The following is a 25376-nucleotide window of genomic DNA, read 5'->3' as shown; positions in this document are numbered from 1 at the left end:
ATCGATTTATCCACACGAAATGTCCCTTAAGCCCGAATTTGGACATAACGGGGCCTACGTCTCCCGCACCGATCCGAATTATAAAACTCACCCCGTCTTTGGAATCGGCGGGTTCATTATTCCAGCCGACAATATTCGGCATCTCTCAGGCGCATTTCGCAGAATTAAAGAACGCGGGCTCAAAGCCGAAATTGACGCTAAGGTCATCGCGAAAGGCCGCCCGGTAGAACGCTGGGAAAAGAAAGGGGCCGCACTTCTGACGACCCAAAACGTCAAGAAATACCGTGAGGTCCGAAACATCATAAACCGCATACTCAACAAGCTTGAGCAACTCGACGCACAAGTCATTTTCTACGGCCAAGAAAAGCCACGGGGCACCAACGAAGAAACTGGCGAAGACGAACGCTCACGTTATGACCACGCAATGAAACAACTTATTCAGCGTGTCAATTGGTCGCTTGCTGAAAACCAACGGCACCTAATGGTTCTCGATAAACAGGGCCCAAAAGAGCGCATGGAGATCTTCGCTTCTAGCGCCGCTTTTATGTTCTCCCACCAAGATGCAGACAAACTTCTTGAACCACCGTTCGAGGTAGAAAGCCATCTCTATCAAACAGTTCAATGCGCAGATTGGATTTGCGCACTTCTTGGAAGAATTTCAGCCTACAAATACGACCCAGATTTCAAAGAGTTCGACTGGGCAATCAAGTACTTCGGGAACAGACTAGCCCATGCAAGTAGTCCCCACAGCAAGATTCGCGCTGCGGGGACAGGTCGGGACGTTTATGCGAATCATCTTGGCAGCTACCGAAGTTGTTATTCCACAACCGAAATCCCCATGAGCCCTACCGATATGGAAGCTCAGGAGAAAAAGTTCAACGGTTAATTCTCTGTTTTCTGAAACTTCGAGATTAAACAGTCAGGCGGCCGCTCAACGCACGCGAGAGCGTCAGCTCATCGACAAACTCAAGGTCGCCTCCCAGCGGCATGCCGGAGGCCAGGCGCGTGATCTTCAGTCCCGGGAAGTCTCGTAGCAGGCGCACGAGGTAGGCCGCGGTGGCCTCGCCCTCGGTGTTGGGATCGGTGGCGAGGATGACCTCGGTAATGTCCGGGGAATCGTCGTAAAGCGGCTCCTCCGGGGTGGAATCCGCAAGCTCTCGGTCCGGTAGTACGCCGCCGAGGCGCTGCAGCAGTTGCGAGATGTTGAGGTCCTTCGGGCCCACATTCGCCAGCGGGTCGAGCGCGCCGCCCAGCACGTGGTAGCGGCCGTTATATTCGCCGGTGCGCTCGATGACCTGGATGTCCTTGGGCTCTTCCACCACGCAGATAGTGGAAGCATCGCGCTGCGAGTTCACGCAAATGCGGCAGACTTCCTCGCGGGAAATATTGCAGCAGATGCGGCAGAAAGTCACACCATCACGCACCGCTCCCAGCGCCTTCTGGAGGCGGTCGATCTCCTCCGGGTCTTGATGCAGAACGTGGAAGGCGATGCGTTGCGCTGACTTCGGGCCAATACCCGGCAGGCGCGAGAACTCATCGATGAGATCCTGCAGTGGTCCTTCAAACACGCAATGCTCCCCTCACTCAACAATCCCCACAACCTTGACGGCCGGAGACACAACAAAAGGCCGCGCCGCCCTCCGCGAAGAGAGCAACAACGGCCTTTAAGTCTAACGCGCGGCTTACTGGTTACCGCCGAAGACATCCTGGATGGACGGACCATCATAGTTTTGCTGGGACTGGCCCATGCCCTGGGACAGCGGGCCAATCTTCTCCTGTGCCAAGCGGCCGGCTGCGGCGTGAGCCTCCTTGAAGGCGCCGACGATGAGGTCCTGGAGGGTATCGATGTCCTCCGGATCCACCACGGACTTATCAATGGAGATGCTCTGCAGCTCAGCGCCACCGGTCATGGTGACCTTCACCAGGCCATTACCTGCGCTGCCCTCGACGGTGGCGGCCAGGATTTCCTTCTGTGCCTTTTCTAGTTCAGCCTGGACGCGAGCGGCCTGCGCCAAGATCTCGTTCATGTCATTTGCCTGCTGCATCGGATCGTTCTCAGTCATGCTAAAAGTCCTTTCGTGCGGTTATTTTCACTACGCGCCAAGTGTACAGATGCCGCGCTACAGTCGCCGCGCTCCCAACTCCTGCGCGAGGAGCTCCATGGCGACCTCCGTGGCATTGCGGTGGTCCATCTCTCCGGCGCTCTGCGCGGCCTCCATCATCTCGCGTTCCTCATCCGCGCGGGTGTACTCCGGCTGCGGTGCGGACGCATGCTGGGGCGCTGACTGCTGCGACGAAACAGACGCGTGGCCTGCGCTTTCCGACGCCCCATTCGCCCCCGCCGGCGGACCGTACTCCTCCGGTGGGGCCTCGAACTCGCCTTCGTCCGGGCCCGGCTCCGGCGGCAGCGGAACGCCGTTGCCGAACTTGGGAACCTTGGAAAACTCTTCATCGCGTTGGGCCGCGACCTGGGTCGCCTGCGCGATGCGTGATCGCCATTGGCTGCCACGGGCCTCCCTCTTTGGGGGCACCGCCGCCCCGCGCGGGGCGGCCTCCGACCGCTGTGGTTCTGCCGGCGGGCGCGAGTCTGCCTTCTCGCGCACACCGTGCTGGGGCTGGGGTTGCTCCTTCGTCGTTTCAGACGACGGAGCCTGCTGCCCGATTTGGCGCGGCGCGCCCCATGGATCATCGCTGGCGTTGTTGGGTTCCTTCGCTGCCGGACTCTCTGCCTCCTCGTCGGGCTCGGCGGCCTCACGTTGCGGTTGGTTGGGATTCCACTGGGTGCGCTGGGTGGGCTCTGGCACCGTGAAACCGTGCGCCTTCGGGTCGGTACCGATAACACACGTGACCTTCAGTTCTCGGCTGAGCTCTTCCTTGAGGACAGTCACGATGACCTCATTGGTGCCTGGTGAATTGATGCGTTCAGCCAACGCGCCCGTGGTGTGTCCAAGGACGAGAGTCTCATCCCGCACGCCGAGGACACGGGCTTCGGCGAGCATGATTTCAGCGACCTTATTACGCCGCCCAATCGTGGCGCGCAGATCAGACCATCGCCCGCGAATCTCCGCGGCGAGGTCCTGGGGCTGCTCAGGCTCAGGTTGCTGTTCCTGTTGTTCAGGCTGTTCCGATGGCTGCGGCTGTTCGTGTTGTTCCTGCTGCGGCTCAGGCTGCGCTTCCGGTTGTGCAGGACGCTCTGGTGCCTGGGGCTGCGAGGCCTCGGGGGCTGAAGGCTGCTGTTCCTGAGCCTTCTGTTGCTGCGGCGCCTGTTGCTGCGCCTCTTGAGGCTGGGCTGGTTCTTGGGGCCGCTCGGCCTGCTGTGGTTGCTGTTGCTGGGCCTCCTGCTTCGCCGCCTGACGGCTGCGACGCTGCGCGATGATAGCCGCGGCGGCGGCAGCGGGATCCTGCGCGCTAGCGACCGCAGATGGCTGGCGCTGCGCAGGCGCGGAGCCCTGCACAGCGGGTGCGGAAGGCTGTGCCCCCGCACCTTGCGGCAAGGAACTGGGTACCTGACCGGCAGCTGCCGCAGCGGGGGCGGAGCCAACGATCAGGTGGGCACAGAGGATTTCTAGAAGTAGGCGCGGGGACGTTGCACCCCGCAGGGAGGACACGCGCTCGTTGACGGTTTCCGCCAAGTAGGCCAGCTGCGGACCAGAGAAACGCTGCGCCTGGGCGGTAAGGACTTCCCCGCGATCAGTCGGCGCCGAGACCAGACCTTCCTCCAAGGCGGAGGGCACGGCCTGCAGGATCATCAGATCCCGCAAGCGATCCAACAGGTCGATGGCAAAACGGCGAGGTTCGTGGCCGGCTTCAATGACATCGTCGACAAGCCGGAAAAGCCCCGCCTTGTCCTGACTAGCCAGGGCATCCACCGTATTATCCAGCAACCCCACGTCCGTAACACCCAGAAGCGGGCGGGCTACCTCGTAGGTCAATCCATCGGGGCCGGCACCCGCCAACAGCTGGTCCAGGATGGACAACGTATCACGCGGCGAACCCCCGCCTGCCTGGATGACCATGGGGTACACGGTGTCATCCACGTGGACTTTCTCCGAGGCCACGGTGCGCTCCAGCAGCCCCTTCATCGCCGGCGGGGTCAGCAGGCGGAAGGGATAGTGGTGGGTACGCGAACGGATGGTGCCGATGATCTTCTCCGGCTCCGTCGTGGCGAAGATGAAGATGACGTGCTCCGGCGGCTCCTCGACAACCTTGAGCAAGGCATTCGCACCGGAGGCAGAAATCATGTGGGCCTCATCGATGATGAAGATGCGGTAGCGCGACTCCGCCGGCGCGTAGTAGGCGCGGTCACGCAACTCGCGCATATCCTCCACACCGTTGTGGGAGGCGGCGTCGAGCTCCGTGACATCGAGGTTGCCCGGGCCGCCCGGGGCCAGCGAGACGCACGAATCACACACACCGCACGGCGTTGAGGTTGGCCCCTGCTCACAATTCAGCGAGCGGGCCATGATGCGCGCCGACGACGTCTTTCCGCAGCCACGCGGGCCGGAAAAGAGGTACGCATGGTTAATGCGCCCCGCATCGAGGGCGGCGGATAAAGGCGTGGTGACCTGCTCTTGGCCTACCACTTCCGCGAAGGTTGCTGGACGATATTTCCGGTAAAGAGCCACGGTTAGTCAGTGTAGCGTCTCAACCCGACACGTCACTCTGAGCGCTTCCAATCCAGCAGATCGATGCCTTGTTCAGCCACCGCTTGTTGCAGCGCCGGCACGCCTTCCTCGACGGCGTAGGCATACTCGGCGTCGCTTAGCATGAGCAATTGGCACACCAGCGTCAGACGCTCCTTTTCCGCCAGCTGCGGGGTCTGTCCGCCCCACAGGTATGGGGCGATGAGCATGCCATGGCGCACGCTGAAATGAGCGAAGCGCTCGTCATCCTCCGCAAAAAGCTTGGGCAAGAGCAAGCCCGGCTGCGCGGGCAGCAGCCCTGCGGCTTGTTTAAGCAATGACGCTGCCGCGCTCACCGCAGCGGCAACCTCCGGTTGGCCGGTGCGTGCAACGGTGAGCAGTTCGCAGCGCACATCGATCCCCTGCTCGGCATGCGCCAGCCCGGTATCGACATCGGCGAAGCCACACGTGACCGCGAGGGACTGCTCACCCTCCAGCGAGGCTAAGCCCAAGCGCTGCCCCTCGACATTTCTGAACTCGAGGTCAGCCGGGATGATCTGGTCGAGCCAGTAGGCCGTCTCGTCGGAGTTGATTGCCTTATGCCCCCAGCTTCTCTACTGCGGCGAGCAGCACACAGGTGGCCACGCCATCCATTGCTGCCTCGACTTCTTCCTGCGGCGGCAGGGACGGTGCCAAGCGAATGTTGTGGTCCTTGGCGTCCTCACCGTATGGGTACGCCGAACCAGCCTGGGTCAGGAGAATGCCGGCGTCACGGGCCAGCTCCCACACGCGGGTCGCGGTGCCCTCCATCACGTTGAGGGAGATGAAGTAGCCGCCCTTGGGGTGGGTCCAGTCCGCGATCTCATGGTGGGTGAGGTTCTTATCCAGGATGCGAAGAACCGCCTCGAACTTCGGCGCCAGCAGCGCAGCGTGGCGGCGCATAACCGCGCGCACGCCCTCGGCGGAACCGAAGAACTCGTAGTGCGCAAGCTGGTTGATCTTGTTCGGGCCAATGCCGCGGATACCGGCGTGCTCCAGGTACCACTCGAGGTTGTCTTCGGAGGAACCGAAGAAGCTCACTCCGGAGCCAGCGAAGGTGATCTTCGACGACGAGGACATAGCCCAGAAGCGGTCCGGGTTTCCTTCCTGTTCCGCAATCTCCAGAATCGGCAGAACCTCCGGGAAGTCCTCGGTCAGCGTGTGCACGGCATAAGCGTTGTCCCACACGATGCGGAAGTCCGGTGCGCCGGTCTCCATCGCAGCAAGGCGGCGAGTCTTCTCTTCCGAGATGACGGCACCCGTGGGGTTGGAGAACATCGGCACAACCCACATGCCCTTAACCTGCGGGTCCTTGGCCAGTTCCTCCACTGCTTCGATGTCCGGGCCATCTTCTTCCATCGGCACCGAAATCAGCTCGAAGCCGAAGGATTCCGTGATGGCAAAGTGGCGGTCATAACCCGGGGTGGGGCACAGCCACTTGATGGTCTCCTCCTTGGACCACGGCTTCTCAGAGCTGTTGGTGCCAAAGGTGTAGGCCCACAGGATGAGGTCATACATGATGTTCAGGGAGGAAGAGTCCGCTGCGACGAGGAGCTCTGGGTCCATGTTGGTGAGCTTGCCCCAGAGATCGCGCAGCTCCTTGATGCCCTTCTGGTTGCCGTAGTTGCGCAGGTCATTGCCTGCGGCATCGGTGTAGTGACCACGGCCCGGCAGGACGAGCAGATCATTAGACAGATCCAGCTGTGCCTTGGACGGCTTACCGCGGGTCAAGTCAAGATCCAACCCCTCAGCTTTGAGGGCCTCGTAGTCCTTGCGCACCTGCGCGGCAAGCTCATCAAGCTCGGACTTTTCAAGATTAAGAAGAGACATCCGTCTTCCTTCCGGGACGTAGTGCGGGCATATGGCAACCATACTAACGCCCCGTCACATCCCCCGTGTGATGGCATACATACAAAAAGGGGACCCCGCGCACCCGCCAGAGCCTCCTGACCCTTGCTGCATTCCTGCCCTGGGGGAGTTCAGAGGATGGACGCCACGCGGAATCCTGCGGTCTAGCCTAGCGCGCCTTGCTTGTCGACGCCAAACCGCTCCCCCGCCACCCAACTCCCCACTCCTCTTCCAAGCGCACTCCCCACCTCAAGCCACTAGATTCTTAAGTTTTTGACCCTGACCTGGCGATTTTGCTTCATTAGGGGGCTCATGTAATGTTTTCCAGCGGAGGATTCGACTAGCGGCCTATGTCACACGCCTGGAACGCGTGCGGGAGTCACATCCCTCAGGGGTTCAAATCCCCTATCCTCCGCCATTAGGAAGTCCCCTGGATGTCATCATCCAGGGGACTTCTTCTTTATCTCGAAGCTAGAGGCCGGTACCCTTCGGAGTTAATGCCTTAATGGCCAGGTACCGCGTCTCAACTAGGGAATCAAAATGGAGCAGATAGAATCGGTTGACGATTTAAAGAAGGCGTTAAAAGTCGACGACTTACGCCAGATGAACAGCGAAAAGGTTTTAACTCTTGTCCAACTAATCCAAAAGGGACAAATTAGTTCCGGAGTGCTTTCCGCGCTACTCTCAACCGCACCCAATACGATGGCATCTCTTGCACAAGCAATGGACGACTCCGTCCAGAATGCAGCCGCAAGTAACGAGAAAAGCTCAGACAACTTTTACTCCAGTATTGCTTTCACGAAAAGGCTCCTTGCACAAATTGCACAAGATCCAAATGCGAGTGAAGATGCGAGACGAGATGCTCTCGACCGCCTTGAACGGTATGACAACAAGCTTTTCGAACACGATATAAACAACAAACGGTTCAATCTAGAAGCCCTCAAGCTCAACAAGGAAACTCTTGGGGCAATTGCTACCGGCGTTGCTCTGGTCGCAGTTGCAGCTATAAGCCCTGATGCCCGGAAGGCCATAACAAAGAACGCCCCAAAGGCCCTGTCGGTGGCAAAGCAGATACTGCCGGGCGCTTAGGACCTACAGTTTCGATAGTGCGTCTAACTACGTGACGCGCCAGCGCGCCCAGTTTCTGGCCCAAACACTCGGGCAAAGGAACCAAAGCAAAGGCACCATTTGCGGGGCCCAGGCAGGAAAACCCCAGGTGATTGCATGCGTATCTTTGCATAAGGTGTCAGTACTTTGGTTCCTTTGCGGCTAAGGGAGGCGCCTCATCGAACGCCCATGGTCAACCGCCCCTAATCGAACTCGGGGGCCTCGAAACCGTCTTCCTTGAGCCACTCCACGTGCGGCGGGGTGTTCATGCCCCATTCCGTGCGGGCGAGCAGGAAAGCCTCTTTCACCTCGGCCTCGCCATAGCCGCCATCGCGCAAGAACTGGCGGAAACCGCGGGGGCCAGGTTCTTTGATCCACAACCAGACGTAGTCTTCCAGGGTGTGGTCGCCCAAGATGGCTTCCATGCCTTCTGGCAGCAGCTCACGCCCGGCGCGCACGCGCTCCTCCAAGTCAGCGTCGAAGAAGTCGTAGAGGTAATCCAGGCCGTCTTCCAGCTGGGCGTACTCATAGGCGTCCATTGATTCGCTCCTCTCGCCCTCATTCTTAGTCACGGATCAGCACTCCCCTCAACTGTGTTTCTTTGCGCCGAGGGACATCCGGTCGACGTCGGCAAGCACTTCGTCCACAATCATCGGGTTGAATTCCCTATCGCGGCGCAGGCGCAGCAACTCTTGCTGGGCGCCGGCGAGGGCTGTTCGCCGTGCCGCGAGGGCCACCTCACGGGCCTCGATGGCCATGCGCAGACGCGTTGTAGCGTCCTCACCATCCTCGTCCTCACCGAGGCGGTCCTCAAACCATTGGGCGATATTCGCCGCAATGTCGGGGTCCAGTTCCTCATACTTCGCGCGCATCGCAGCAATGCCGGCTTTACGCGCGCGGGAGGTAATGGTCGCGCGCATCTTATCCGTGGCTGCCTGCGAATACGTAGTGAGGTCGAGCTGACGCATAAGCCACGGCAGCAACAGGCCGGGAATCACCATGGTCATGAGCAGCACCACGAGGGCGATAACGGTCAACTCGTTGTAGAAGCTCAAACCACTTGGAACAGACAGAACCAGCGCAAGAGTCACCAAACCGCGCATGCCGGACCACGTCATAAGCAGCACTTCTTGCAGGCGCAGCGGCGCCAGGCGTGGCTTCCCGCGGCGCCTATTAATGAGATAGAAGGCGTACATCCACACCAAGCGCACGAGGAAGGCAACAACGGACAGGATGACGCCGATGATGACCGCGTGCCAGAGGTCCGCACCCGCGGCGTCGATGGCGCTGAACACGGTCAGGCCGATGAGGCCGAAAGCCACGCCCGTGAAAAGCAGCTCGACGGTCTCCCAGAATGACTGGCCGGAGAGGCGGTCCTCCGCTTGAATCGGTGCGCGGGAGTGCAGTTCCACCGCGGCAATCACCACCGCGATGACACCGGAGGCACCGAGTTCCTCCGCGGCGATGTACACGGCAAAAGGAATCACCCACGTCAAGGCATTGCGAGCGACAACCTCGTGAACCGCGCCGACGAACCACGAAGACACGCGCCCCACGACGAGCCCGAGGATGGCGGCTACAGCCGCGGAGTAGAGGAACCGCGTCACCGCCTCCCCGGCGTGCATCTCACCCGAACTCGTCACGGCTTCCAAGGCGAGGTGGAAGGCCACAATAGACGCGGCATCATTGAACAGGCCTTCGGTCTGCAGCACGGAAATGATGCGTCGCGGGATACCGGCAGGTTCTGCCACGGCCTCGACGGCCACCGGATCCGGCGGGGCAATCGCGGCGCCGATAAGGATGGCGGCAGCTAGCCCCAAGCCTGGCATGAATGCGCGAGCGGTGAATCCCACCGCAAGGGTCGTAGCCACCACGAGCAGCACGGACAGAGCCAGGATGGTCATCCACTGCTCACGAATAACACCCCACGATGTTCTCCTTGCCAGCGCCCACAGCAATGGCGGCAAGAAGATCGGAAGAATGAGGTCGGCGGGTACGGCGAACTCGAATGTGCCATTCGAAAAAGTGGCGTATACCGAAACCGCCACCGCCGTGAGGATGGTCAGAAGCGCTGGCCAGGGAAGCCCGATCTTGTCCCCCACCGCCATGACAATGACGGTCAACAGCATCAGGCCAATAAGGACAAATAAAACTTCCATACGCGCTTCTTTCCCCGTTTAAGTTTTTCTGTTCTCAGACTACCGTTGTGCGGCCGGCGAGGGAGAGGAGCTACACAGCGCCATCCCAGACGAAGGCCTCCCGCGATAGCTTCTCCGCCTGAAACTGTTGGCACAGCTCCTGTACGGAAGAGGCCTCATACCCTAAGGATTGGGCCAAGAGCTTGACGACGTCCCCCGCATCCCTACCGTGCCCCTCGAGCAGCTGACGCAGGGTCACCGCCCCATCGCGCTTGGACAAACGCACGCCCTCAGCGTTGAGCACGAGCGGCACGTGAACGAACTCCGGCTCCGGATAGCCCAGCTTGTGCGCCAAGTAGGCCTGGCGTGGGGCAGAAGACAGCAAGTCATCACCGCGCACGATCTGATCGACGCCTTGGAAGGCATCGTCGACAACAACCGCCAGGTTATAGGCCCAGTCCATGCCCTGGTTCGGATCCGCCGGGGGCTGGCCGCCGCGGCGCAGGATGAAGTCATCCACTTCCCCGGTGTATTCGCCGGCGAGGGCGTCGTGGATGGTGAAGGAGGAAGCGTCGGCACGCAGACGTATGGCTGGCACGCGGTTCTGAGCGGCGAGTTCGGCGCGTTTGGCGGCCCGCTGATCGTCGCTAAGCTCGCGGCACGTCCCCGGGTACTGCCCAGGGATAGCATGCGGCGCGCGGGAGGCTTCCTTGATGTCCTTGCGCGAGCAATAGCACTCGTAGGTAGGAAGCTGCGCCAGGGCCTCCTCATAAGCCGCGTAGCGATCCTGCTGGTAGATGACATCCCCGTCCCAGTCCAGGCCGAGCGCGGCGAGGTCCTCCAGCTGGCGCTGCGCCGACTCCCGCGAGGAGCGCTGCGTATCGATGTCCTCCACGCGCACAAGGAAGCGGCGCCCGCTACTCCGGGCGTAGAGCCAGGCCAGCAACGCCGTGCGCAGGTTACCCAGGTGAAGATCGCCGGACGGGCTCGGGGCGTAGCGTCCGGCGGGGCTAAGAGAATCCATGGCCACCAGTCTACGAGGAGCCCCACGCGCGCCGGAGTCCTCTACTAGACTCTCCCCCATGGCTTCTGATGCGACGTATCCCCTGCTTGATTCTGCCGACGCCGAAAAAATGCTCGCCTATGCGCGAGCCCAGGCTCCCGGGCTTTCTCTTCCCACCGATGAGTCCGCCCACATTGATGAGCAGATTAGCCGAGTACTCGCAGATGATACTTTCCTAGGCAGCCTGGAAGATGCCATTCCCGCCGCCCACTATTTGGAGGCCCGGGAGACTCTCCGCGTGGCCGCCGGCACCATCAAGAACGTCGACGATTCCTTCACCATTGCCGCACTCGGTGCGCTGACCGGACAACCATCGCTGGTGGCCGCAGGCTATACCCGCGTCGCCCGCGCATGGATGGATCACAACGACACCGAGGAAGCAGAGAAGTTCGCCGCCAAGGCAGCCGCGGCTGGCGATGACACGGCGTTGAATGAGATTGCCGCCGCCCGCATCGCAGCAAGCCACAAGGACTTCTCCGAGTCCGCCCCCGCCAGCGTGGATGCTTCAGCCGACGCCAATAGCCCATTCTCGAGCTTCGGCAACAGCGTCTCGCTGGCCGAGCTCCAAGAGCGCCTAGAATCCGCCAAGAGCGGCGAAGCGAAAACACACGCTGCTGAATTCGTGGCTATCAACGACGCCGTGACCGCAGGAGAATTCGACGGCGCAGGGGCCACGATGGGGGATATCCTCCGTACCATCCTCGAATCCGCCGTGGGCGCGCTGTGGGCATCAGACTCTGCCGCCGACTGCGAGCGCGTTGCTGCGCAATCCTTCACCATCCTGTCCAACGCGCGCGCGGATGAGGAATACCAGCAGCTCCCGGCACCGATGCTGGCCCGCTTCTACAACGATGCTGCACAATACTCAACTGCGGATATGGAGCAGCGCGTGGCCTGCTTCACCGCTGCTGCCCGCGAGTATCAGCGCTACGGAGACCTCGACGGCGAGCTCCGCTCGATCCTCAAGACCGTGACCCTCGACGTGCAACACCGCGCCCCTGAGGAAGCCTATGACATCCTGGCCTCACGCTACGTGGATTCGCTCAAGCTCCAGAGCCTGCCCGTGTCCGCTAAGTGGACCGTCCTGTACTCCGAGAGCCTGCGCTCGCAGGCGCAGGACATGTATAAATCCACCCAGGTTCTGCTCAATTTCTTAGACCGGCACCCTGACACCGAGGCCACGACACCTTCGGAGCACAACGCCCTCGCGGAAGTCGCCGAGCTCCTAGGTGATCGCCACGCCTCCACCGGCAAGGCCGACCTCGCTCGCAGCATGTATTTCTTGGCCTACAACCTGTTTGAAAAGGCCCACAATGTCCGCGCACTCGAGGAGCTACGCAAGAAGGCTTAAACCACAGTGCACGAGTTCTAGCCTCATCGCGCCTGGCCGCCGAACCACTGCCGGTTCGCCGGCAGCCACAGCAGCACAATGACCACCGCCGATGCGATGGACGCGGGCATGACCGAACTCGCCGGAATAAGCAGCACCACGATGGCGCTGATAACGGTCAGCGCAATCCGCGCGGACTGCTGCGCGTGCAGGACATAGGTGGTGAGGACGCACACCAAAAGAACCAGCGCGCCAAGCGCTACTCCCAGCTCGGTGGAAAGCTGGTCCGTGCGGGTTACCGCCGCCGGACTGTTTTCAAAGGCAATGAGCCGGCAGATGTTGTAGACGGTGTAGCTCGTGATGAAGACCTCCAGCACCGCTGCGATCTTCAACGGCCACGGGGCCCATTGCGCCTTCATATCGGCCGCGCGGCGGGCCTGGCGGACGGTGTCGCTGACCTGCCCATAGCGATAGTCCGGCGCGGGTGCAGCAGGCGAGCCTGGCTGTGGGGTTCCTGGGGACTGCGGGTTGCCGAAGGTCATGACACATCCTCAGCAAAGACGCCGCGTTGACTCAGCAACCAGCGGATGGGATCCAGAACGCGATAGGGCGCAATGCCGCTGCGGGCTAGCTGGCGGCCCGTCGGGGCCTCACCCAACGCCGAGGTCACGAAGAAACTACCGCCACTCGGCGCTGCCGAATAGATCTTGTTGATGAGGTCGTTGGCACCCAGGAAGCGCAACAGCGATTCGGCTTCGAGGTGAACCATCCAGCGGTCCGAATCGCGGAAATTCCACCCGGTATCCCGGCGGAAGGCGGAGCCGCGGTTGGCCATGAGCTTCTTCCAGCGCACGTCATCGACTTGTTCCAGCTTCTGCACCGTGTCGAACTTCGAGATGGTCACGGCCAGCGGCGGCGGAGTATCCGTGTCGAGCAACGCCAGTAGGTTATCCAGGACCCGCAAGGAATCCGCACCGAGCTCACCAATATTGGGGATCAGCCCATGGATAAAATCCTGAATCTGTTGCACGCGCAGCGGGTCAAAGAGGAAGATCACCAAATCTGCGTGGGAGAAGAACGCAAGATTCTCGCGGTCGGCTTCGTTCTCCGGCGGGTTCTCCAGGTCCTCGCCCGCAACGTCGCGGAAGACCAAGTAATTCATGCGCTCACGGCCCTGCTCATCGGGCCACTTGCCGAGCTCAAAAATCAGCGGATCGCGCTGGTAAGCGTCGGTAGCCACCGCGCTCGGCGTGGGGTCCATGGCCCGCATCTCCTCAAAGAGCGGCTTTTCATAAACCTCGGCGTAGCGCTCGCGGGTGGATTCATCCGCCGCTTGCACGGAGCGGTTGTGTTTGTGCGCCAGCTGCTTGAGCTGCTTAATCATCACCGCGGTGTACAGCGACTTACCGGAGTTACGCGCGCCCGCCATGGCAACGCAATGCGTCACGGCGTCGGTCCATCCCTGCGGCAGCTCCCGGTTGGTGTAAGGGCTCACCGTCACACCGTCCTCGAGCGGTTTAAAGGTCCATGGGCAACGTGCCTGGCTCATTAGTTCCTCTCCTTCAGCATGGCGGTGACGCGGTCAGTCAATTCCGAAAGCTCAGTGTTGGCGCCGGATTCGAGCTGCTTGACGACGTCCCCGTCGATCACCGCATACGCCACATGAGCCGGAGTCCCGTTGATGCGCGCGAGCTCGAGCTCCTGGCGGCCGATGGCGCTGGTGATGAGCACAACGGTGGGCACCTGGGTCTCCAGCATGGAGGCCACGGGAGAATCGGTGACGTAGATGACCAGCGAGGACGTGGAGGTGAGAGTCGGCAAGCGCCACGGCCGCTGGCCTACGCGCTCCGCTCCACTATCAATCACACCCGCGATGAAGCGGGTGAGCTCATCCACCTTGTGGGTCTCGATGCTGTCCTGCCCGTCAGTGGCGCGGAAGTGCCGGAAAGCATCGGAGAGCGCATCGATGTACTTGGCGGCCGCTTCAATGATCTTCGGAGTGACGTTGACCTGCATGGAGGCAGAGCCATCGATGACCACGGTGACATCATCGAGGCCAGCGACATCCAGCTCCGCGCGGCGCATCTTGGAGCGCACCTCGCGGGCGGAATCTGTGATTCCGGCGCCCTCGGTCGTGCCGAATGCTTCCAAGAGGTAGCTCCCAGATTCCGGGGTGACCTCGGCGAGGCGTTCGGCGGAGTCCTCGGCGGCGTCGATAAGCACGCGCGGGAACGTCACCGAATCACCGGCGTTGCTTACCGTCAGGCGGACCTCGCTGCGCAGGCCGAAGGTCCCATTCCGCTTGGGGCGCACGACGATGGTGGCGCGCTCAGGCAGGGAGTGCACCATGATGGAGAGGTCGTGGACGCGCACGGCATCAACGCCTTCTCCCATAATCGCCAGCTCCATCGAGGCGCCGCCAGTTCCCATCTCGAAGGCTTCAACGCGCAGGATGCCGTCTGAGCCGATGCGGCGGGACTCTCCGTCCCGCAGTGTGTATTTAGCCATGACGTTTCTTCCCTTCTCTTACCTTCCGTGGAATCCCGTGTTTCGACCGTGTTCGCCTAGTCCTCCGTGAACTGCTCCACGGTGCTGCCACGCTGTATGCTGCGCAAAATGCGATGGGGCGGGTTGCTGCTGCGCGCGCGCCGAGCGCTCCGCGAGCAACTGTGTCGTGCGGTCCAGCACCATGGCAACGCGCCCCGTGGCATAGCGCTCGCAATGCTCCGGCACGAATGTTCCCGCAAAGTGCATTGCGGTGAGGTGCGCGATGTGCTCGAGCTCGCGGTCCTCCCAGAGCCGCAGCGCATCCTCTGCTAGGAGGTTGAAGTCCCGCGGGAAATAGAACACCCAAGAGGCAACGATTGCGGACATCAGTAACTTGTCCAGCCCCTCACCCAACGAGTTTCTGTCGAGGTAAGCCAACTGGATGGCGCGTCCGCGGTTGGTATCAAGGTGCTCGATCCACCAGCGCGGATCGAAATCCTTGAGCCTATGCCATTCCTCGGCGCTGAGCCCAGGAACATTGGCGTTGCCACCCGATGCCGCTGCCGGCTGCGGATGTGCTTCTTCAGCTGCTGGTGCGGCTTCTGCACTTGGCGACGGCGCCGTTTCTGCTGTCGTGGCGAAAGGGTTCTCCTGCGACGTACTCGGCGCGGGGGTATCGAGGGGATTCGGCGGAATACCCGCAGGGCCATGACCCGGGGCCGCAAAAGGCGAGGCGTCTGGGATAGGCGCTCCAAAATCAGCTGGGTCTTCGCCCCAGGAGTCGTCGAAGCTGAGTGCTGCACTCTTCTCAGGCTTGCTGGCTGTTGCAGCGCTCTCTTCCGGTTCCTGTGCTGCACCCGTGCGCTGCTCGGCCTGCTCGTGCTGCGACTCCGGGGCCACGGCCTCAGTTTCTTCCGCAGCACGTGCTTCGTACGCGCTGATATCTGGCAGGGCCTCATCAAGTGCAAACACGACTGGATTGCCGGGGATCGCGGTTTCCTTAAGACGCTGCTTCTCGCTGGGTGGTACCACGAGCATGGTGGACGTACTCAGCGGAAACTCGTTGATGGCGGCGGCCTTCTCAAAAGTGGAGAATCCGAAACCATCCTCCCCCACCTCGCGGGCGGTGGCAGCAATCCACAGCGCTGCCTGGTTATCGGGCACCACGAGAATGACCAGGCCGTTGCGGGAATTCAACACCGTAGCCATGGCGGTGACCAGCGCACGGTTGAAGGTGGGGTTAGGGTTCGGGGTCACGGCTTTGAACGGTGCGGGCAGCTTCTCTGGATAGCGGAATTCGCCATCCAGAAACTCTTCCAACAACACGTCCGAGTGCAACGGTCCGCGCGCCGAGATCTTTTCCGGAATCTGCACCTTATCCACCTCGTAGATGGAAAACGGCGCTGGGATATCGGGAGAAAACAGGACCGTCGCCGGCGCCGGCGGAGTGCCCGTGCGCGAAATGGACGTGTAGGTGAAGACGTTTCCGCCGCGGCCTGTCGCATCTAGGCCTGCGGGGACGGAGACCATAGTGACCCACTTTTCCGCCTCAGGAGTGAGAGCAAAAACCGCTGTGCGGCGGACCAGCTCCGCGCGCTGCTGGGCAGAAGGGAAATCCGGTATCGTCGTGCCGTTGTTGAGCGAAGTCGGCACGAAGGACACCAGCTCAGCCAGCTCCTCCTGGGTAATATCGCCGGCCTTCTGACCCACTCCCCAACCACCGGCACGGCCATTGGCGCGGGAAAAAGATGCATAGCTAAAGGCACCGCCCATAACTACTGGCCTCCTTGGAAGTACTGGTCTTGAGAATAATCCTGGCCATAGTTGTGCTGGTCATAAGCGTTGGGCTCATATCCTTGTTGGCCGTACTGCGGGTCATAGCTGGGAGCTTGGTTCTGCACGGGTGGGGGCAGCATCAACTTGTAAGACACATCGCCTTCCACCACCACGGCTTTATCCAATGCACTCAACGTGGAGGAGGCATCGCTGTAGCTCTCCGAGAAACTACTAAAGACGTCCTCACCGCCGAAACTGTCGAAAGAGGTATCGACCTGGCTATCAAAGCCCTCGACGGCGAACAGACGGATGAATCCCCTACGTTGAATTCGCTCGCCAACTGACACCGTGAAATCTGGGTACTGCCCGCGCATCGGGCCCAGTCCTTGAGCCACGTGTGTGGTGCTCTGCAGGTTGGTCTCCACAATGCCGAGTGCCTCGCCGTCTTCGGGGAAGAGTGGCAGGCGGTCAGCACGGTAGACCACCTGGCAGGAGAACTGGCGCTTGTCGCCATTGCCCAAGCTCCAGAGGAACACCCCGATCTGGCCCTGAGCGTAATCAACCTCGAAGTCATAGGTAACTGGGCGCAGGCCCTCGTACTGAATCACGCGTTCATCGCCCTCAGTGCGTTTGCCCGCGAAGACTGCATAAGGCTTCAGGCGCACGGTATCGCCGTGCTGATCGAGGTGCAGGCGGATTCCTCCTTGAAGGTCGTAATCCTCCTCGCGGATCTGATCGTGCTCGCGATTAGTGGAGTACTCCACTGCCGTCGCGCCCTTCGGCCAATCAAATGTAATGAGCTGGCTGTCCACGCGCTCGATGAGACGGAACTGGTCATCCTCAATGGACTGCACGCGCTGCAGCACTTTGGATTCGCCCACCCAGGCATCCGCGTCGTTAAAGTTCACCGGGGTGATGTAGACCTCGTACCAATCCGGCGGCCACGGCACCGTGGTGGTTTGGAAAGAGCCCGGTTCAGACACTCCACGGGTCTCACTGATGGCGCTCGATAGCGCACTTTCGACGTACGTCTTTGGCACCGCGGACGTGCGAAGGTCCGCCTGCGGGGCGTTGGGTGTCAGATAGATCTTTACCTCGCCGGTCTTGGGCGAGTACCAATCAACTTCGATGCTGTCTTGTCCGTATTCGCTGCGGCGCTCACAGCGTGAGAGCTCCAGCTTCTCCAGCTCGCTGGCAAGTTTCACGGAGCGCTGGACGGCAACTTCGTCCTGGCTCTGCTCGGTAGCGCCGTGGAACTCCGCTTGGCCCAGCAACGAGATGACGACGGTCTGCCCGGCTTCCTGCACCGGAATGGTGGCCTTGCGCCCGCTGCTATCCACGTCTTGTTCGAAGCGCGGGGAGAGCTTTTCCTTCTCGCTGTCCCGGCAGGCATAAACCATGGCGCTCGAGTGCCCCGGTAACAGGTCCCAGGACACCTGGATGGCTCCCTTGATGGTGGATACCTGGACGTTCACCGGTGGGAAGACCACGCCCGTGTCTCCCATGAATACCGGTTGGCTATTGATGAGCTCGCGAAGATCCCGCCCCTTGTACGCCCACACCGCGTAGTGGCGCAGACCTGCCTCGCCCGGGGCGTGGTCACGGTAGGCAGTTCCTTTTGTGTAAACGAGGGTGTCACCGGCATCCGGGGAGGCCACCATTTCTGAATCATCGGCGACTACCCGGTAGAACACCACCTCTTCCGGCGAGTGCTCAAGCTCGGGCCACCACAGGCGCACCGGATGGCGAAGGTCGTTGTCCTCCGGCTCCGGTTCTGGTTCGATGCCATAGCCAAAGTCCTCGTGAGAATCCTGCGCCAGCGCGTCCTCTTGCGGCACCTCAACCTCAAATTCGATGCCGGGAGCTTCCCAGTTCGGGTCTTGGCGGAACTGATACTCCGCCTTAATCCCAAAGCCCGGGATAGTGATGTAGTCCTCTTCGTTGACCTGGGTCTTCTGCTCTTCCTCGGCCTGCAGTGCCTCCCACTCGGCAAAGAAATCATGCGGCTGTGCCGCTGGCTGTGCCGGATCTGGTTGAGGCGCGGGGCCTACCTGCGCCACGCCACGAGCTGCGGTACTAGCTGCAGCGGCACGTTGTGCCTGTTCCCGCTGGCGGGCTTGTTCTTCGGCTCGCGCTGCCTTTTCCTGTGCCGCGCGTTCTTGCGCGGCACGTTCCTGCGCGGCACGTTCTTCCTGGGCCACTGCGGCGTTGCGCGCCTGTGCGCTCAGCTCTGGGTGGGCCACCTCTTCGCCGTTATACGCCGCGGCAATCTGTTCGGCGAACTGCCTAAACGGCGCCGATACGGCCGCGCGCACATCATCGGCGTTCACGCGCTTGAGCTGGTGCAGGGACTTAAGCTCGCTCAGCGGCATATCCGTGATCGAAGGTTTCGGGTTGTGTGTCATCAACGTTCCTTAAGGAGGTCTCGTCAGAAAGTTTCGTCGAGGTCTGAGAGGTCCGGTGCCTCCGGCCGACCAAACGGCGGCTGCGTAGTCGGCCCTTGGTTATCTCCCTGCACCGGCGATCTAAAGCCCATGTGGTCCATGTCATCTAGGTCGTCGAGTGAAAGATCCGCAGGATTCACAAAGGACGGGGCATTCGACGCCGCGTCGGGAATCAGGTACTTGAAGTCAGTGATCTTTCCGTACTGCACCACCGTCACAGAGCGCGAAAGCTGGCTGGTCAGCGCGGTCTGGCTGTCTACCTCGACGATGCGCGTGCGGGAGCCATCGATTTCGGTATACCCTTCAGCGCCGCCAGCATTAGTGAGCGCAGTGGAGCTAAAAGCCTGGAGGGCTCCCTTTTCCTGGTTCATGCCGTCGAGGAACTCGGCGGTGCTCTGAACGCGACTGCCGCCTTCCTCGCGGAAGGTGACACGGCTGAGGTATTGCTGCAGGCTGCGGGTCATGCGCGGATCCGTGATGACCTTCTGCCATTCCTGCTGCTTGTGATCGCGGTCCTGCATGTAGGGGTGGTCAAGGCTGCGGGACAGGTTATCCAACGCAGTGCTGGAGCCGAGGCCAGCCATTCCCCACATCTCATTGAGGGCCACAGCCGAGTGGCCGGTGCGGTTGCGCTCAAAGGTGTCATTCATGTCATCGAGCAGTGACTTAAGCGAACGGTGTGCCCACTCCGCTTGGAAAATATGGGAGCGGATTTCATCCGTCATGCGCACGGCATCGTCACGGTTGAGCACGGCCTGGGCAATGCGGGCATTCTCCGGAAGACCCGACTGCGGCGTCCGCAGGTGATCGCTCGACGTTTCCTTACGCCCAAAGGGCGCGTAAATCGCGCGGCCCAGCAGCGCCGACCAGCTCAGGAACTGGTTATAGGCGTTGGAGATGCGGGAGATCTCCGCAGAGGCCGTGGCCAGATTCTGCGCGGCGATCTCTTGGTTGCGGTTCAGCAGCTTTCGCCGCTGCACGTAGTCGAAGATCTCACGCTGTGCCTTGGTAAAGACCGCCCAAGAACACACGAGGAAAAGAAGAACAACCACGATGATGCCCACGACGTACCACGGCCAGTCGAACCACTGCAGGTACTCACCCAGCGGCAAGTCCGGGTTATAGCGGCCAGCCACCATGTAGGTCATCAGGGCAAGCACCACGAAGAGGACGATCCACATCGTGCGCAGCTTCCGGGTCAGCGCTTTGTTCTCCGCGTTGAAGTCACGCGCTTGGAAGCTATTGGCCAGTTCTTGCAGCTCGCGCGCCTTGGCGTGGGCGTCGCGGTACTTCTGCTGGGCGTGCCCCAGCTTCTCCCACAGGCCCTGGCCTACCTTCCACGCGAAGGTGGTGCTGTTCTTCGCTCGCCAGGAGGCAAACTCGTGCTTCTTGCGGCTGACCGCTTCATTGCGGGTCTGCTGACTGGTGTACTCGATGTCGGCGGCAAAACGCTCAGCGCCTACCGGATCGAAAGGCGCGACGGTTGCTTGGGACTCGTGCGTATAGCCCAACGTGCTGGTCATGAGTGGATGGAAGCCCTCAAAAGAAGCGCTGACATCCTGCACGGACTGGCCACCGTACTGCACGATGTACATGTTGCCCTGGTTATTGCGCAGGCCCTTGGTATCGATGCTGTCGCGCCAGGAACCGTCGACAAGCCCCAAGGCGTAGTCGTGGTAGGCCTCCCACGTGCGCGAGAGCTGCGGTTCCTGGCCCAAGGAAAAGTGCTGTTCCCGGGCGACTCGCATGGTGTGCTCACTGGCTTGACGCAGCTCGTCGACGCTCGTTGCGCCGCTACCCTTGCCGGAGTGCCCAGCCAAGACAACCTCCACGCTAGAGTCTTGGCCATAGAGCATCTTCTGCAGGAAGGTGGCGGCGTTCTTGTTCATCGCACCGCGCTGGCCCTCGACCCAATCCTGCGGCTTGCCCACCACAGTAGACCAGTACAGGCGCAGATTATCCTTCAGCGCCGCCCAGCCGCTGACCTTGTGAGATTGCAGCTCCTCATAGGCAGTCGGGGTGCTCACCAACGGGGAAATCTCCTGGTTGATGAACATCTGAGCGCACTGATCCGTCAGCTGTTCCGGATTGGCGTAGTGCACGGCGCGCGAAATGTTATTGACCTGCGGTTGCGGCAAGCGCTGGCTGGGATCGAAGACGGCCTTCCTGACCTTGTCCTCGATATCACTGGCATCGATGGTGCGGTGGAAGGCGCGCACCAGACGGAAGCGCTGCCGGTCTCCTGTTTCGATGACGCGGTGAGTTTCTGGATCCAACACCGCAGGCTCGGGCATCCCGCGCCATAAACCAAAGATGCTGGCTACGGCCGGGGCTGCGAACTGGGCAAGCTCGAAGCCATCTGCGGTGCGCTTGATCGGGCGAATGCGCGAGGAGGCCGGGGTCCCGCCCTCTTCTGGGGAGAGCACGAGGTTGCTCCATCCCTGCAACGGAGCGATGTCCACACTCTCGCGCGGAAGGGCTGACAACAACAGGCGCACGCGCAGGTTGGAGGCCTGAATCAGGCGCTGGTCGACGGCCCCGACCCACTCCGTGAGCTTGTCGACGTCCTGCGGTTGTTCCGCATCCATCGGGTCAATGGTGGCGAGGAGGACGTCCCCGCTGAAGCTGCGGAGGGCCTCGTCGAGCGTCGACAAGCGCGCCGTGCCCTCCTCCGTAAAGGAGCGCACAACAGCTCCACTGGTGGGGTGGGCGTAGTCGATCCAGAGGAAGTCCTGCAGGAGGCCGACCGCACGCAAGTCACAAAGGCGGGAGCGGATGTCATCCGCGGTGGCGCCGTGTCCGAAAATAATTACGTTCGTCATTAGAAGGTGTCATCCAGGTCGTTGAGGTTGAATTCCGGAGCGAGGTCCTGGCCAAAGCCAGAATCGGAGCTGCGCACCTGCGGGGCAGGCTGGGCGACGGGGTTCTCCGCCACCGTCTTGGCCTGATTCAGGTAGTTGCGGATGACCGGGACCATCTCGATGACGTCTAGCGCCAAGTCACGGTAGTACGGCGTATGCGAGGCGACCTCGCGGGAGCGTATCTCCGCAAAGGGCTTTTCCTTACGACCCTGTCCCGGCAAGGAGTTGGTGTGGCCCGGCACAAAGTGGTCCGCACCGCGGGCGAACTTATCCAGCTCCTCCACGAAGGATTCATAGCGGTCTTGGATGGAGGTACCCATAACACCGCGGTTCGGGGCTTCACCGGAAGCCAAGAACTGCGCGAGGCGGTGAACCACCGGGTGCGTGGACGCACCGGAGTGGGCGAAGTCTAGGCCGTCGTCGAAAAGCCCGCGCAACAGCTGGTACGGGTAGAGCGAAGAGGCAAAACCATAGTGTCCGGTTTCCTGCACCTTCGCGTAGGCGATAAAGATGGACTCCAAAACCGAAGGCATCCAGTCAGACTTCTTGATCATGCGGCGCGGCGAGATAAGCAGCGGATCCGGGAAATCAACCCAACCATTCACGCCACCATCCGTGTCATCGAAGATGTGGGCCGCCGCATTGGCTGCATCGGCGTTGGAAATGTAGACGCGGCCGGTAATGCGTCCGATGATCCAGCCGGCCACCATGGCCTGGCGCTCCGTCTTCGTCAGTGGCAGGGCTGCTGGCAGCGGGCGGGTGCGGCGCTCCGACCACCAGGAACCGTCGAAATTGTCCTGCTTCTCGATGTCCTTGGCGATGTAGTTAAACATGGAGGAGAAGACGATCGGCGAGTAGTTGGGGTAGGAACCGAAGATCTCGATGTGCTGCACATGGTCCGACATGTTCAGCGAGTTGCGCAGAGCCACCGTGGAAGGCCCGTCAATCTCCGGGCGGCTGAGCACCGACTCCAGCTGGGAGGCGATGCCGGTCTCCGCAGAGCCCAGCTCCGCAAACGGGATATCGGAGAAGGAGTAGGTGTACTGCACGGACTTGCCGTGGATACGCTGAACCATGTCATCGTTGACGGCAGCCAAGGGGCGGGCATAGCTCAGCGCAAGCTGGAATGCCTCGACGAACCGGCGCTGACGCTGCGCGTGCTCGACCTCGTTGATATCCGGGGTAAGGGTGAGGTAGCGGCGCAGATCCACCGAGTTGAACTTCTGGAACTCATAATCACGGCGATTAATCCACTGGCGCGAGCGCTCCAGCAAATCAGTTGGGCGAATCTTGGCGCGGTAGTGCGCGCGCTGGGATTCGCGGGATTCACCGCTTTGCGGGTGGCGTGAGAGGTACTTGGACACCCAGCCAGCACGGTTGGAGTAAGCATCATTGGTGCGCTTCTGCGGGGCCAGGGTGTCATTCGGCGCCTGGGCCGCATCGAGTGATTCCCATTCACCGCGGATGACCGCACGAACCGCAAAAGGATAAGCCTGCTCGTAGTTGGTGACATCCGAGGTGGACTGCTGTCCCTGGATGGTACGCAGCATCTGGTCACGGTAGTCCGAGATGAAGCTGTTGACGTCGGTCAGCATGATTTCGTTCTCGGCGCCCTTGAAGCGGGTTTCCACGACCTCATCGAGCTCCGTCGGCCACGAGTTGACCTCGTCAGTGCGGACGTCAGCCAACTTGTTGGTCTCCGGGCGCTTCGACACGGCCTTCTCCAGCACCGCGTGGGCATCTCCCAGCTCGCGCTTGAGGTGGAAGAGGTTCTCATCGGCGTAGTCCTGCAGGACATCCTTGAGCAGGTGAGCGATAGCCATGAGGGCGTAGCTGTAGAACTGGTTGAAGTACAGGCCCATCAGAGCATTGACCGTAGGAGTCGGGTCCGTCATCTGGCCCTTGCCGGTCAACGGGCTGAGGATAGGGTCCGCGCCTTCTGGCTTCGCCAGCACGCGGGTGTTCTGGTAGTAGCCGGAGTACTCAGACAGGCGCGGCAGGAGGCGGTCGGAGTTGGTGAGCACGTCCGTGATCTTGGAGAGCATCTCGCGTACATAGGGCACGCCCACCGCAGCGAGCTCTGACTCCACGGTGGCGAGGACACCATCGCTGAAGAAGTTGGCGTAGCGGTAAACAATGTCATAGGCGGCATTGTTCAGAACAGATGCGATGGCCTGTTCATTGCGAGGATCGGCCATGTTGCCCTCGAACTCTTCACGCCATTCGTTGACGTTACGGCCCTGGCCCACCGGAATGAAGTTCTGCAGGTGCTTCGCAGCACTATCCGCGGCCTGCTGGGCCTGGCCACCAAAGACGCTGTTGAGCCAATTCCACACGCTGCCGCTATCAATCTGGCCGCCTTGTGCCCAGGAGGGATCAAGCGTCATAGAGCTAAAGGCATTGGGCAGACGCTCCTCCAGCTTCTTAGCAATCTGCATCTCGCCGGCCTCGGGGTTCTGCGGGTCGAGGTGCCCGTTGAAGAGGCGCTCGAAGGCGCTGCGGGCAAGACGCTGGGAAGAGTATTCGGCAAAGCGGTCGCGGCCCATTGAAACCTGGGCATAACCCAGCGAACCCCAGGGCAGGCGCCCCCACGGCGTCCCGTCTGGGCGATCCCAGCCGAAGAAGCGGCGGCCGCCGTCACCGGCCGGAGTATTGGTCAGCGCGTAGGACACGAGGTTATCGCTGGCCTTGGTGGAAGCCATCAGCCCTGCTAGCGCGCGGCCCAGGCCACGGTAGATGGACATGGCGGAACCATCGCCGAAGCGAGCGCTGGTGGTACCCATCTTGGAACCGATGGGGAAAATACGGCCGAAGGTCTGCCCCTCCGGCGGGGTGCCCATGTCGAAGGCCTCGAAGATGGCGCGGTCATGCTCGTAGGCATTACCCATTTGCGCGGCGACGACCTCACCGAACATGGCCAGCGAGTTCGGCCATGCACCGGCCATGTCATCCGCCTTGTTATCGGCGAAGATCTCCGGGGTGTACATGAAGATGAGGGTGCCCTGCGGGTTCACGTTCGGGATGGTAGTGAGCACGCGGCACACATCCAGGAACATCGAGGCGCCTGCGCCACCCGCCATGGAGGAGACAACGAGGACAACCGGCTGGGAATCACCGGTATCAGAATCCAGCTTGGTCTGTTTGTAGTTAAGACGGTTGAGCTCCTGGATCGCCTCCTGCGTGAACATCTCATCCACCGCTTCCTTAAGCGACTGGCGGATCTTCTTGAGATTCGGCAGCGTCAGCATGCGGCCAATCGCGCGATACTGGCCGGCACCATCAGCCAGCTTCACGTCGTTGGTGGAGGGGTTGCGCGTGGCCCACGTTGCAATCTCACCGAGCTTGCCGGCACGGCCCAGGGTGCTGGACACGCCTTCGTCGAAGGAGTTGTAGTTCTGGCGCGCACCAATGCCCACGTAGTGGCCACCGTTTTGGGTTACATTCGGCAGCTTCTGCGGTCCAGCCTCCTCTTCGAGCGGCACGTCGATGTTGACGAACTGCCATGCCTTGGGCAGCTCGGTCATGTCCGGGTCAATGCTTCGCAGCTCGGCCTTGAGCTGATCCATCATGAACGCCAGTGTCTTGGCGCCGGAGCCACCGCAACCGACGACGAGGAACTTCTTCATCTTTAACTACCTTTCGAAGGGGAGGTTCGCTTCTG

Annotated in this window: 18 protein-coding genes, 1 tRNA gene and 1 other RNA gene; 4 read left to right on the top strand and 16 right to left on the bottom strand. The window is 61.3% G+C overall.

Annotated features, from left to right (window positions below; genetic code table 11):
• On the top strand, window positions 1-886 hold an 886-nt coding region (locus HMPREF2760_RS00850; protein WP_210386337.1), incomplete at its 5' end, for a DUF3800 domain-containing protein.
• Window positions 887-911: 25 nt separating this feature from the next.
• On the opposite strand, the gene recR is transcribed toward HMPREF2760_RS00850, so the two are convergent.
• The 6 genes from recR to ffs all read right to left on the bottom strand — a co-directional run bounded on the left by recR (window position 912) and on the right by ffs (window position 6671).
• Complete coding sequence (gene recR / locus HMPREF2760_RS00845; RefSeq protein ID WP_070524029.1) at window positions 912-1568, bottom strand: recombination mediator RecR; 657 nt, start codon at window positions 1566-1568, stop codon at window positions 912-914.
• Window positions 1569-1682: 114 nt separating this feature from the next.
• On the bottom strand, window positions 1683-2063 hold the full coding sequence (locus HMPREF2760_RS00840; RefSeq protein WP_070524027.1) for a YbaB/EbfC family nucleoid-associated protein: 381 nt from the start codon (window positions 2061-2063) through the stop codon (window positions 1683-1685).
• Between the two features lie 57 nt (window positions 2064-2120).
• Entirely contained in the window at window positions 2121-4625 is a 2505-nt protein-coding gene (locus HMPREF2760_RS00835; protein WP_070596357.1) for a DNA polymerase III subunit gamma and tau, read from the bottom strand.
• Between the two features lie 32 nt (window positions 4626-4657).
• A complete protein-coding gene (locus HMPREF2760_RS00830; protein WP_083304455.1) occupies window positions 4658-5134 on the bottom strand; it encodes a suppressor of fused domain protein in 477 nt (158 codons plus the stop codon).
• Between the two features lie 85 nt (window positions 5135-5219).
• Window positions 5220-6491 (bottom strand): aspartate aminotransferase type Ic, encoded by a 1272-nt coding sequence (locus HMPREF2760_RS00825; protein ID WP_070524021.1) that lies wholly within the window; start codon window positions 6489-6491, stop codon window positions 5220-5222.
• Window positions 6492-6572: 81 nt separating this feature from the next.
• Window positions 6573-6671: signal recognition particle sRNA small type (gene ffs / locus HMPREF2760_RS00820), an RNA gene on the bottom strand.
• 167 nt (window positions 6672-6838) lie between these two features.
• On the opposite strand from ffs, the gene HMPREF2760_RS00815 reads away from it, so the two are divergent.
• Window positions 6839-6927 (top strand) — tRNA-Ser (locus tag HMPREF2760_RS00815).
• Between the two features lie 122 nt (window positions 6928-7049).
• Complete coding sequence (locus HMPREF2760_RS00810) at window positions 7050-7598, top strand: hypothetical protein (RefSeq protein ID WP_227485615.1); 549 nt, start codon at window positions 7050-7052, stop codon at window positions 7596-7598.
• Between the two features lie 221 nt (window positions 7599-7819).
• Here the strand turns inward: HMPREF2760_RS00810 and HMPREF2760_RS00805 are convergent, their stop codons facing one another.
• From HMPREF2760_RS00805 to gluQRS, 3 genes are all read right to left on the bottom strand, one after another.
• Window positions 7820-8155 carry a hypothetical protein gene (locus HMPREF2760_RS00805; protein WP_070596355.1) on the bottom strand — a complete coding sequence of 112 codons (336 nt, stop codon included), beginning with the start codon at window positions 8153-8155 and terminating at the stop codon, window positions 7820-7822.
• A 48-nt stretch (window positions 8156-8203) separates the two neighbouring features.
• Window positions 8204-9775 carry a cation:proton antiporter gene (locus HMPREF2760_RS00800; RefSeq protein WP_070524542.1) on the bottom strand — a complete coding sequence of 524 codons (1572 nt, stop codon included), beginning with the start codon at window positions 9773-9775 and terminating at the stop codon, window positions 8204-8206.
• 70 nt (window positions 9776-9845) lie between these two features.
• A complete protein-coding gene (gluQRS, locus tag HMPREF2760_RS00795; RefSeq protein WP_070596368.1) occupies window positions 9846-10778 on the bottom strand; it encodes a tRNA glutamyl-Q(34) synthetase GluQRS in 933 nt (310 codons plus the stop codon).
• Window positions 10779-10836: 58 nt separating this feature from the next.
• On the opposite strand from gluQRS, the gene HMPREF2760_RS00790 reads away from it, so the two are divergent.
• Entirely contained in the window at window positions 10837-12168 is a 1332-nt protein-coding gene (locus tag HMPREF2760_RS00790; RefSeq protein WP_070596353.1) for a hypothetical protein, read from the top strand.
• A 23-nt stretch (window positions 12169-12191) separates the two neighbouring features.
• Here the strand turns inward: HMPREF2760_RS00790 and HMPREF2760_RS00785 are convergent, their stop codons facing one another.
• The 7 genes from HMPREF2760_RS00785 to HMPREF2760_RS00755 are packed head-to-tail and all read right to left on the bottom strand — an operon-like array spanning window position 12192 to window position 25341.
• Window positions 12192-12689, bottom strand: coding sequence for a hypothetical protein (locus HMPREF2760_RS00785; RefSeq protein WP_070562448.1), 498 nt, complete (start codon window positions 12687-12689; stop codon window positions 12192-12194).
• Complete coding sequence (locus HMPREF2760_RS00780) at window positions 12686-13696, bottom strand: TRAFAC clade GTPase domain-containing protein (RefSeq protein ID WP_070562451.1); 1011 nt, start codon at window positions 13694-13696, stop codon at window positions 12686-12688. The genes HMPREF2760_RS00785 and HMPREF2760_RS00780 overlap by 4 nt, the downstream gene beginning before the upstream one ends.
• Complete coding sequence (locus tag HMPREF2760_RS00775) at window positions 13696-14655, bottom strand: hypothetical protein (RefSeq protein ID WP_070533825.1); 960 nt, start codon at window positions 14653-14655, stop codon at window positions 13696-13698. Before HMPREF2760_RS00775 ends, HMPREF2760_RS00780 begins: the two co-directional genes overlap by 1 nt.
• A gap of 18 nt (window positions 14656-14673) precedes the next feature.
• Window positions 14674-16407 (bottom strand): GAP1-N2 domain-containing protein, encoded by a 1734-nt coding sequence (locus tag HMPREF2760_RS00770; protein WP_070533827.1) that lies wholly within the window; start codon window positions 16405-16407, stop codon window positions 14674-14676.
• Between the two features lie 2 nt (window positions 16408-16409).
• Window positions 16410-18815: a SaeA-related protein gene (locus tag HMPREF2760_RS00765; RefSeq protein ID WP_070596351.1), complete on the bottom strand. Its 2406-nt coding sequence runs from the start codon at window positions 18813-18815 to the stop codon at window positions 16410-16412.
• Between the two features lie 23 nt (window positions 18816-18838).
• Window positions 18839-21676: a hypothetical protein gene (locus HMPREF2760_RS00760; RefSeq protein WP_070596349.1), complete on the bottom strand. Its 2838-nt coding sequence runs from the start codon at window positions 21674-21676 to the stop codon at window positions 18839-18841.
• On the bottom strand, window positions 21676-25341 hold the full coding sequence (locus HMPREF2760_RS00755) for a tubulin-like doman-containing protein (protein ID WP_070564242.1): 3666 nt from the start codon (window positions 25339-25341) through the stop codon (window positions 21676-21678). The genes HMPREF2760_RS00760 and HMPREF2760_RS00755 overlap by 1 nt, the downstream gene beginning before the upstream one ends.
• Window positions 25342-25376: the final 35 nt, after the last annotated feature.

The organism is Corynebacterium sp. HMSC065D07 (assembly GCF_001810695.1).
Lineage (GTDB): Bacteria > Actinomycetota > Actinomycetes > Mycobacteriales > Mycobacteriaceae > Corynebacterium > Corynebacterium hesseae.
Note: the sequence above shows the minus strand (reverse complement) of the source record. Positions and strands in the feature narration are given on the sequence as shown.

What these genes read in the sequence shown, in the direction of transcription:
- HMPREF2760_RS00760 (WP_070596349.1), bottom strand. Translation starts at nt 21,676, where the DNA reads ATGACGAACGTAATTATTTTCGGACACGGCGCCACCGCGGATGACATC.
- HMPREF2760_RS00825 (WP_070524021.1), bottom strand. Translation starts at nt 6,491, where the DNA reads ATGTCTCTTCTTAATCTTGAAAAGTCCGAGCTTGATGAGCTTGCCGCG.
- HMPREF2760_RS00805 (WP_070596355.1), bottom strand. Translation starts at nt 8,155, where the DNA reads ATGGACGCCTATGAGTACGCCCAGCTGGAAGACGGCCTGGATTACCTC.
- HMPREF2760_RS00785 (WP_070562448.1), bottom strand. Translation starts at nt 12,689, where the DNA reads ATGACCTTCGGCAACCCGCAGTCCCCAGGAACCCCACAGCCAGGCTCG.
- HMPREF2760_RS00790 (WP_070596353.1), top strand. Translation starts at nt 10,837, where the DNA reads ATGGCTTCTGATGCGACGTATCCCCTGCTTGATTCTGCCGACGCCGAA.
- HMPREF2760_RS00775 (WP_070533825.1), bottom strand. Translation starts at nt 14,655, where the DNA reads ATGGCTAAATACACACTGCGGGACGGAGAGTCCCGCCGCATCGGCTCA.
- HMPREF2760_RS00840 (WP_070524027.1), bottom strand. Translation starts at nt 2,063, where the DNA reads ATGACTGAGAACGATCCGATGCAGCAGGCAAATGACATGAACGAGATC.
- gluQRS (WP_070596368.1), bottom strand. Translation starts at nt 10,778, where the DNA reads ATGGATTCTCTTAGCCCCGCCGGACGCTACGCCCCGAGCCCGTCCGGC.
- HMPREF2760_RS00810 (WP_227485615.1), top strand. Translation starts at nt 7,050, where the DNA reads ATGGAGCAGATAGAATCGGTTGACGATTTAAAGAAGGCGTTAAAAGTC.
- HMPREF2760_RS00770 (WP_070533827.1), bottom strand. Translation starts at nt 16,407, where the DNA reads ATGGGCGGTGCCTTTAGCTATGCATCTTTTTCCCGCGCCAATGGCCGT.
- HMPREF2760_RS00800 (WP_070524542.1), bottom strand. Translation starts at nt 9,775, where the DNA reads ATGGAAGTTTTATTTGTCCTTATTGGCCTGATGCTGTTGACCGTCATT.
- HMPREF2760_RS00780 (WP_070562451.1), bottom strand. Translation starts at nt 13,696, where the DNA reads ATGAGCCAGGCACGTTGCCCATGGACCTTTAAACCGCTCGAGGACGGT.
- HMPREF2760_RS00765 (WP_070596351.1), bottom strand. Translation starts at nt 18,815, where the DNA reads ATGACACACAACCCGAAACCTTCGATCACGGATATGCCGCTGAGCGAG.
- HMPREF2760_RS00755 (WP_070564242.1), bottom strand. Translation starts at nt 25,341, where the DNA reads ATGAAGAAGTTCCTCGTCGTCGGTTGCGGTGGCTCCGGCGCCAAGACA.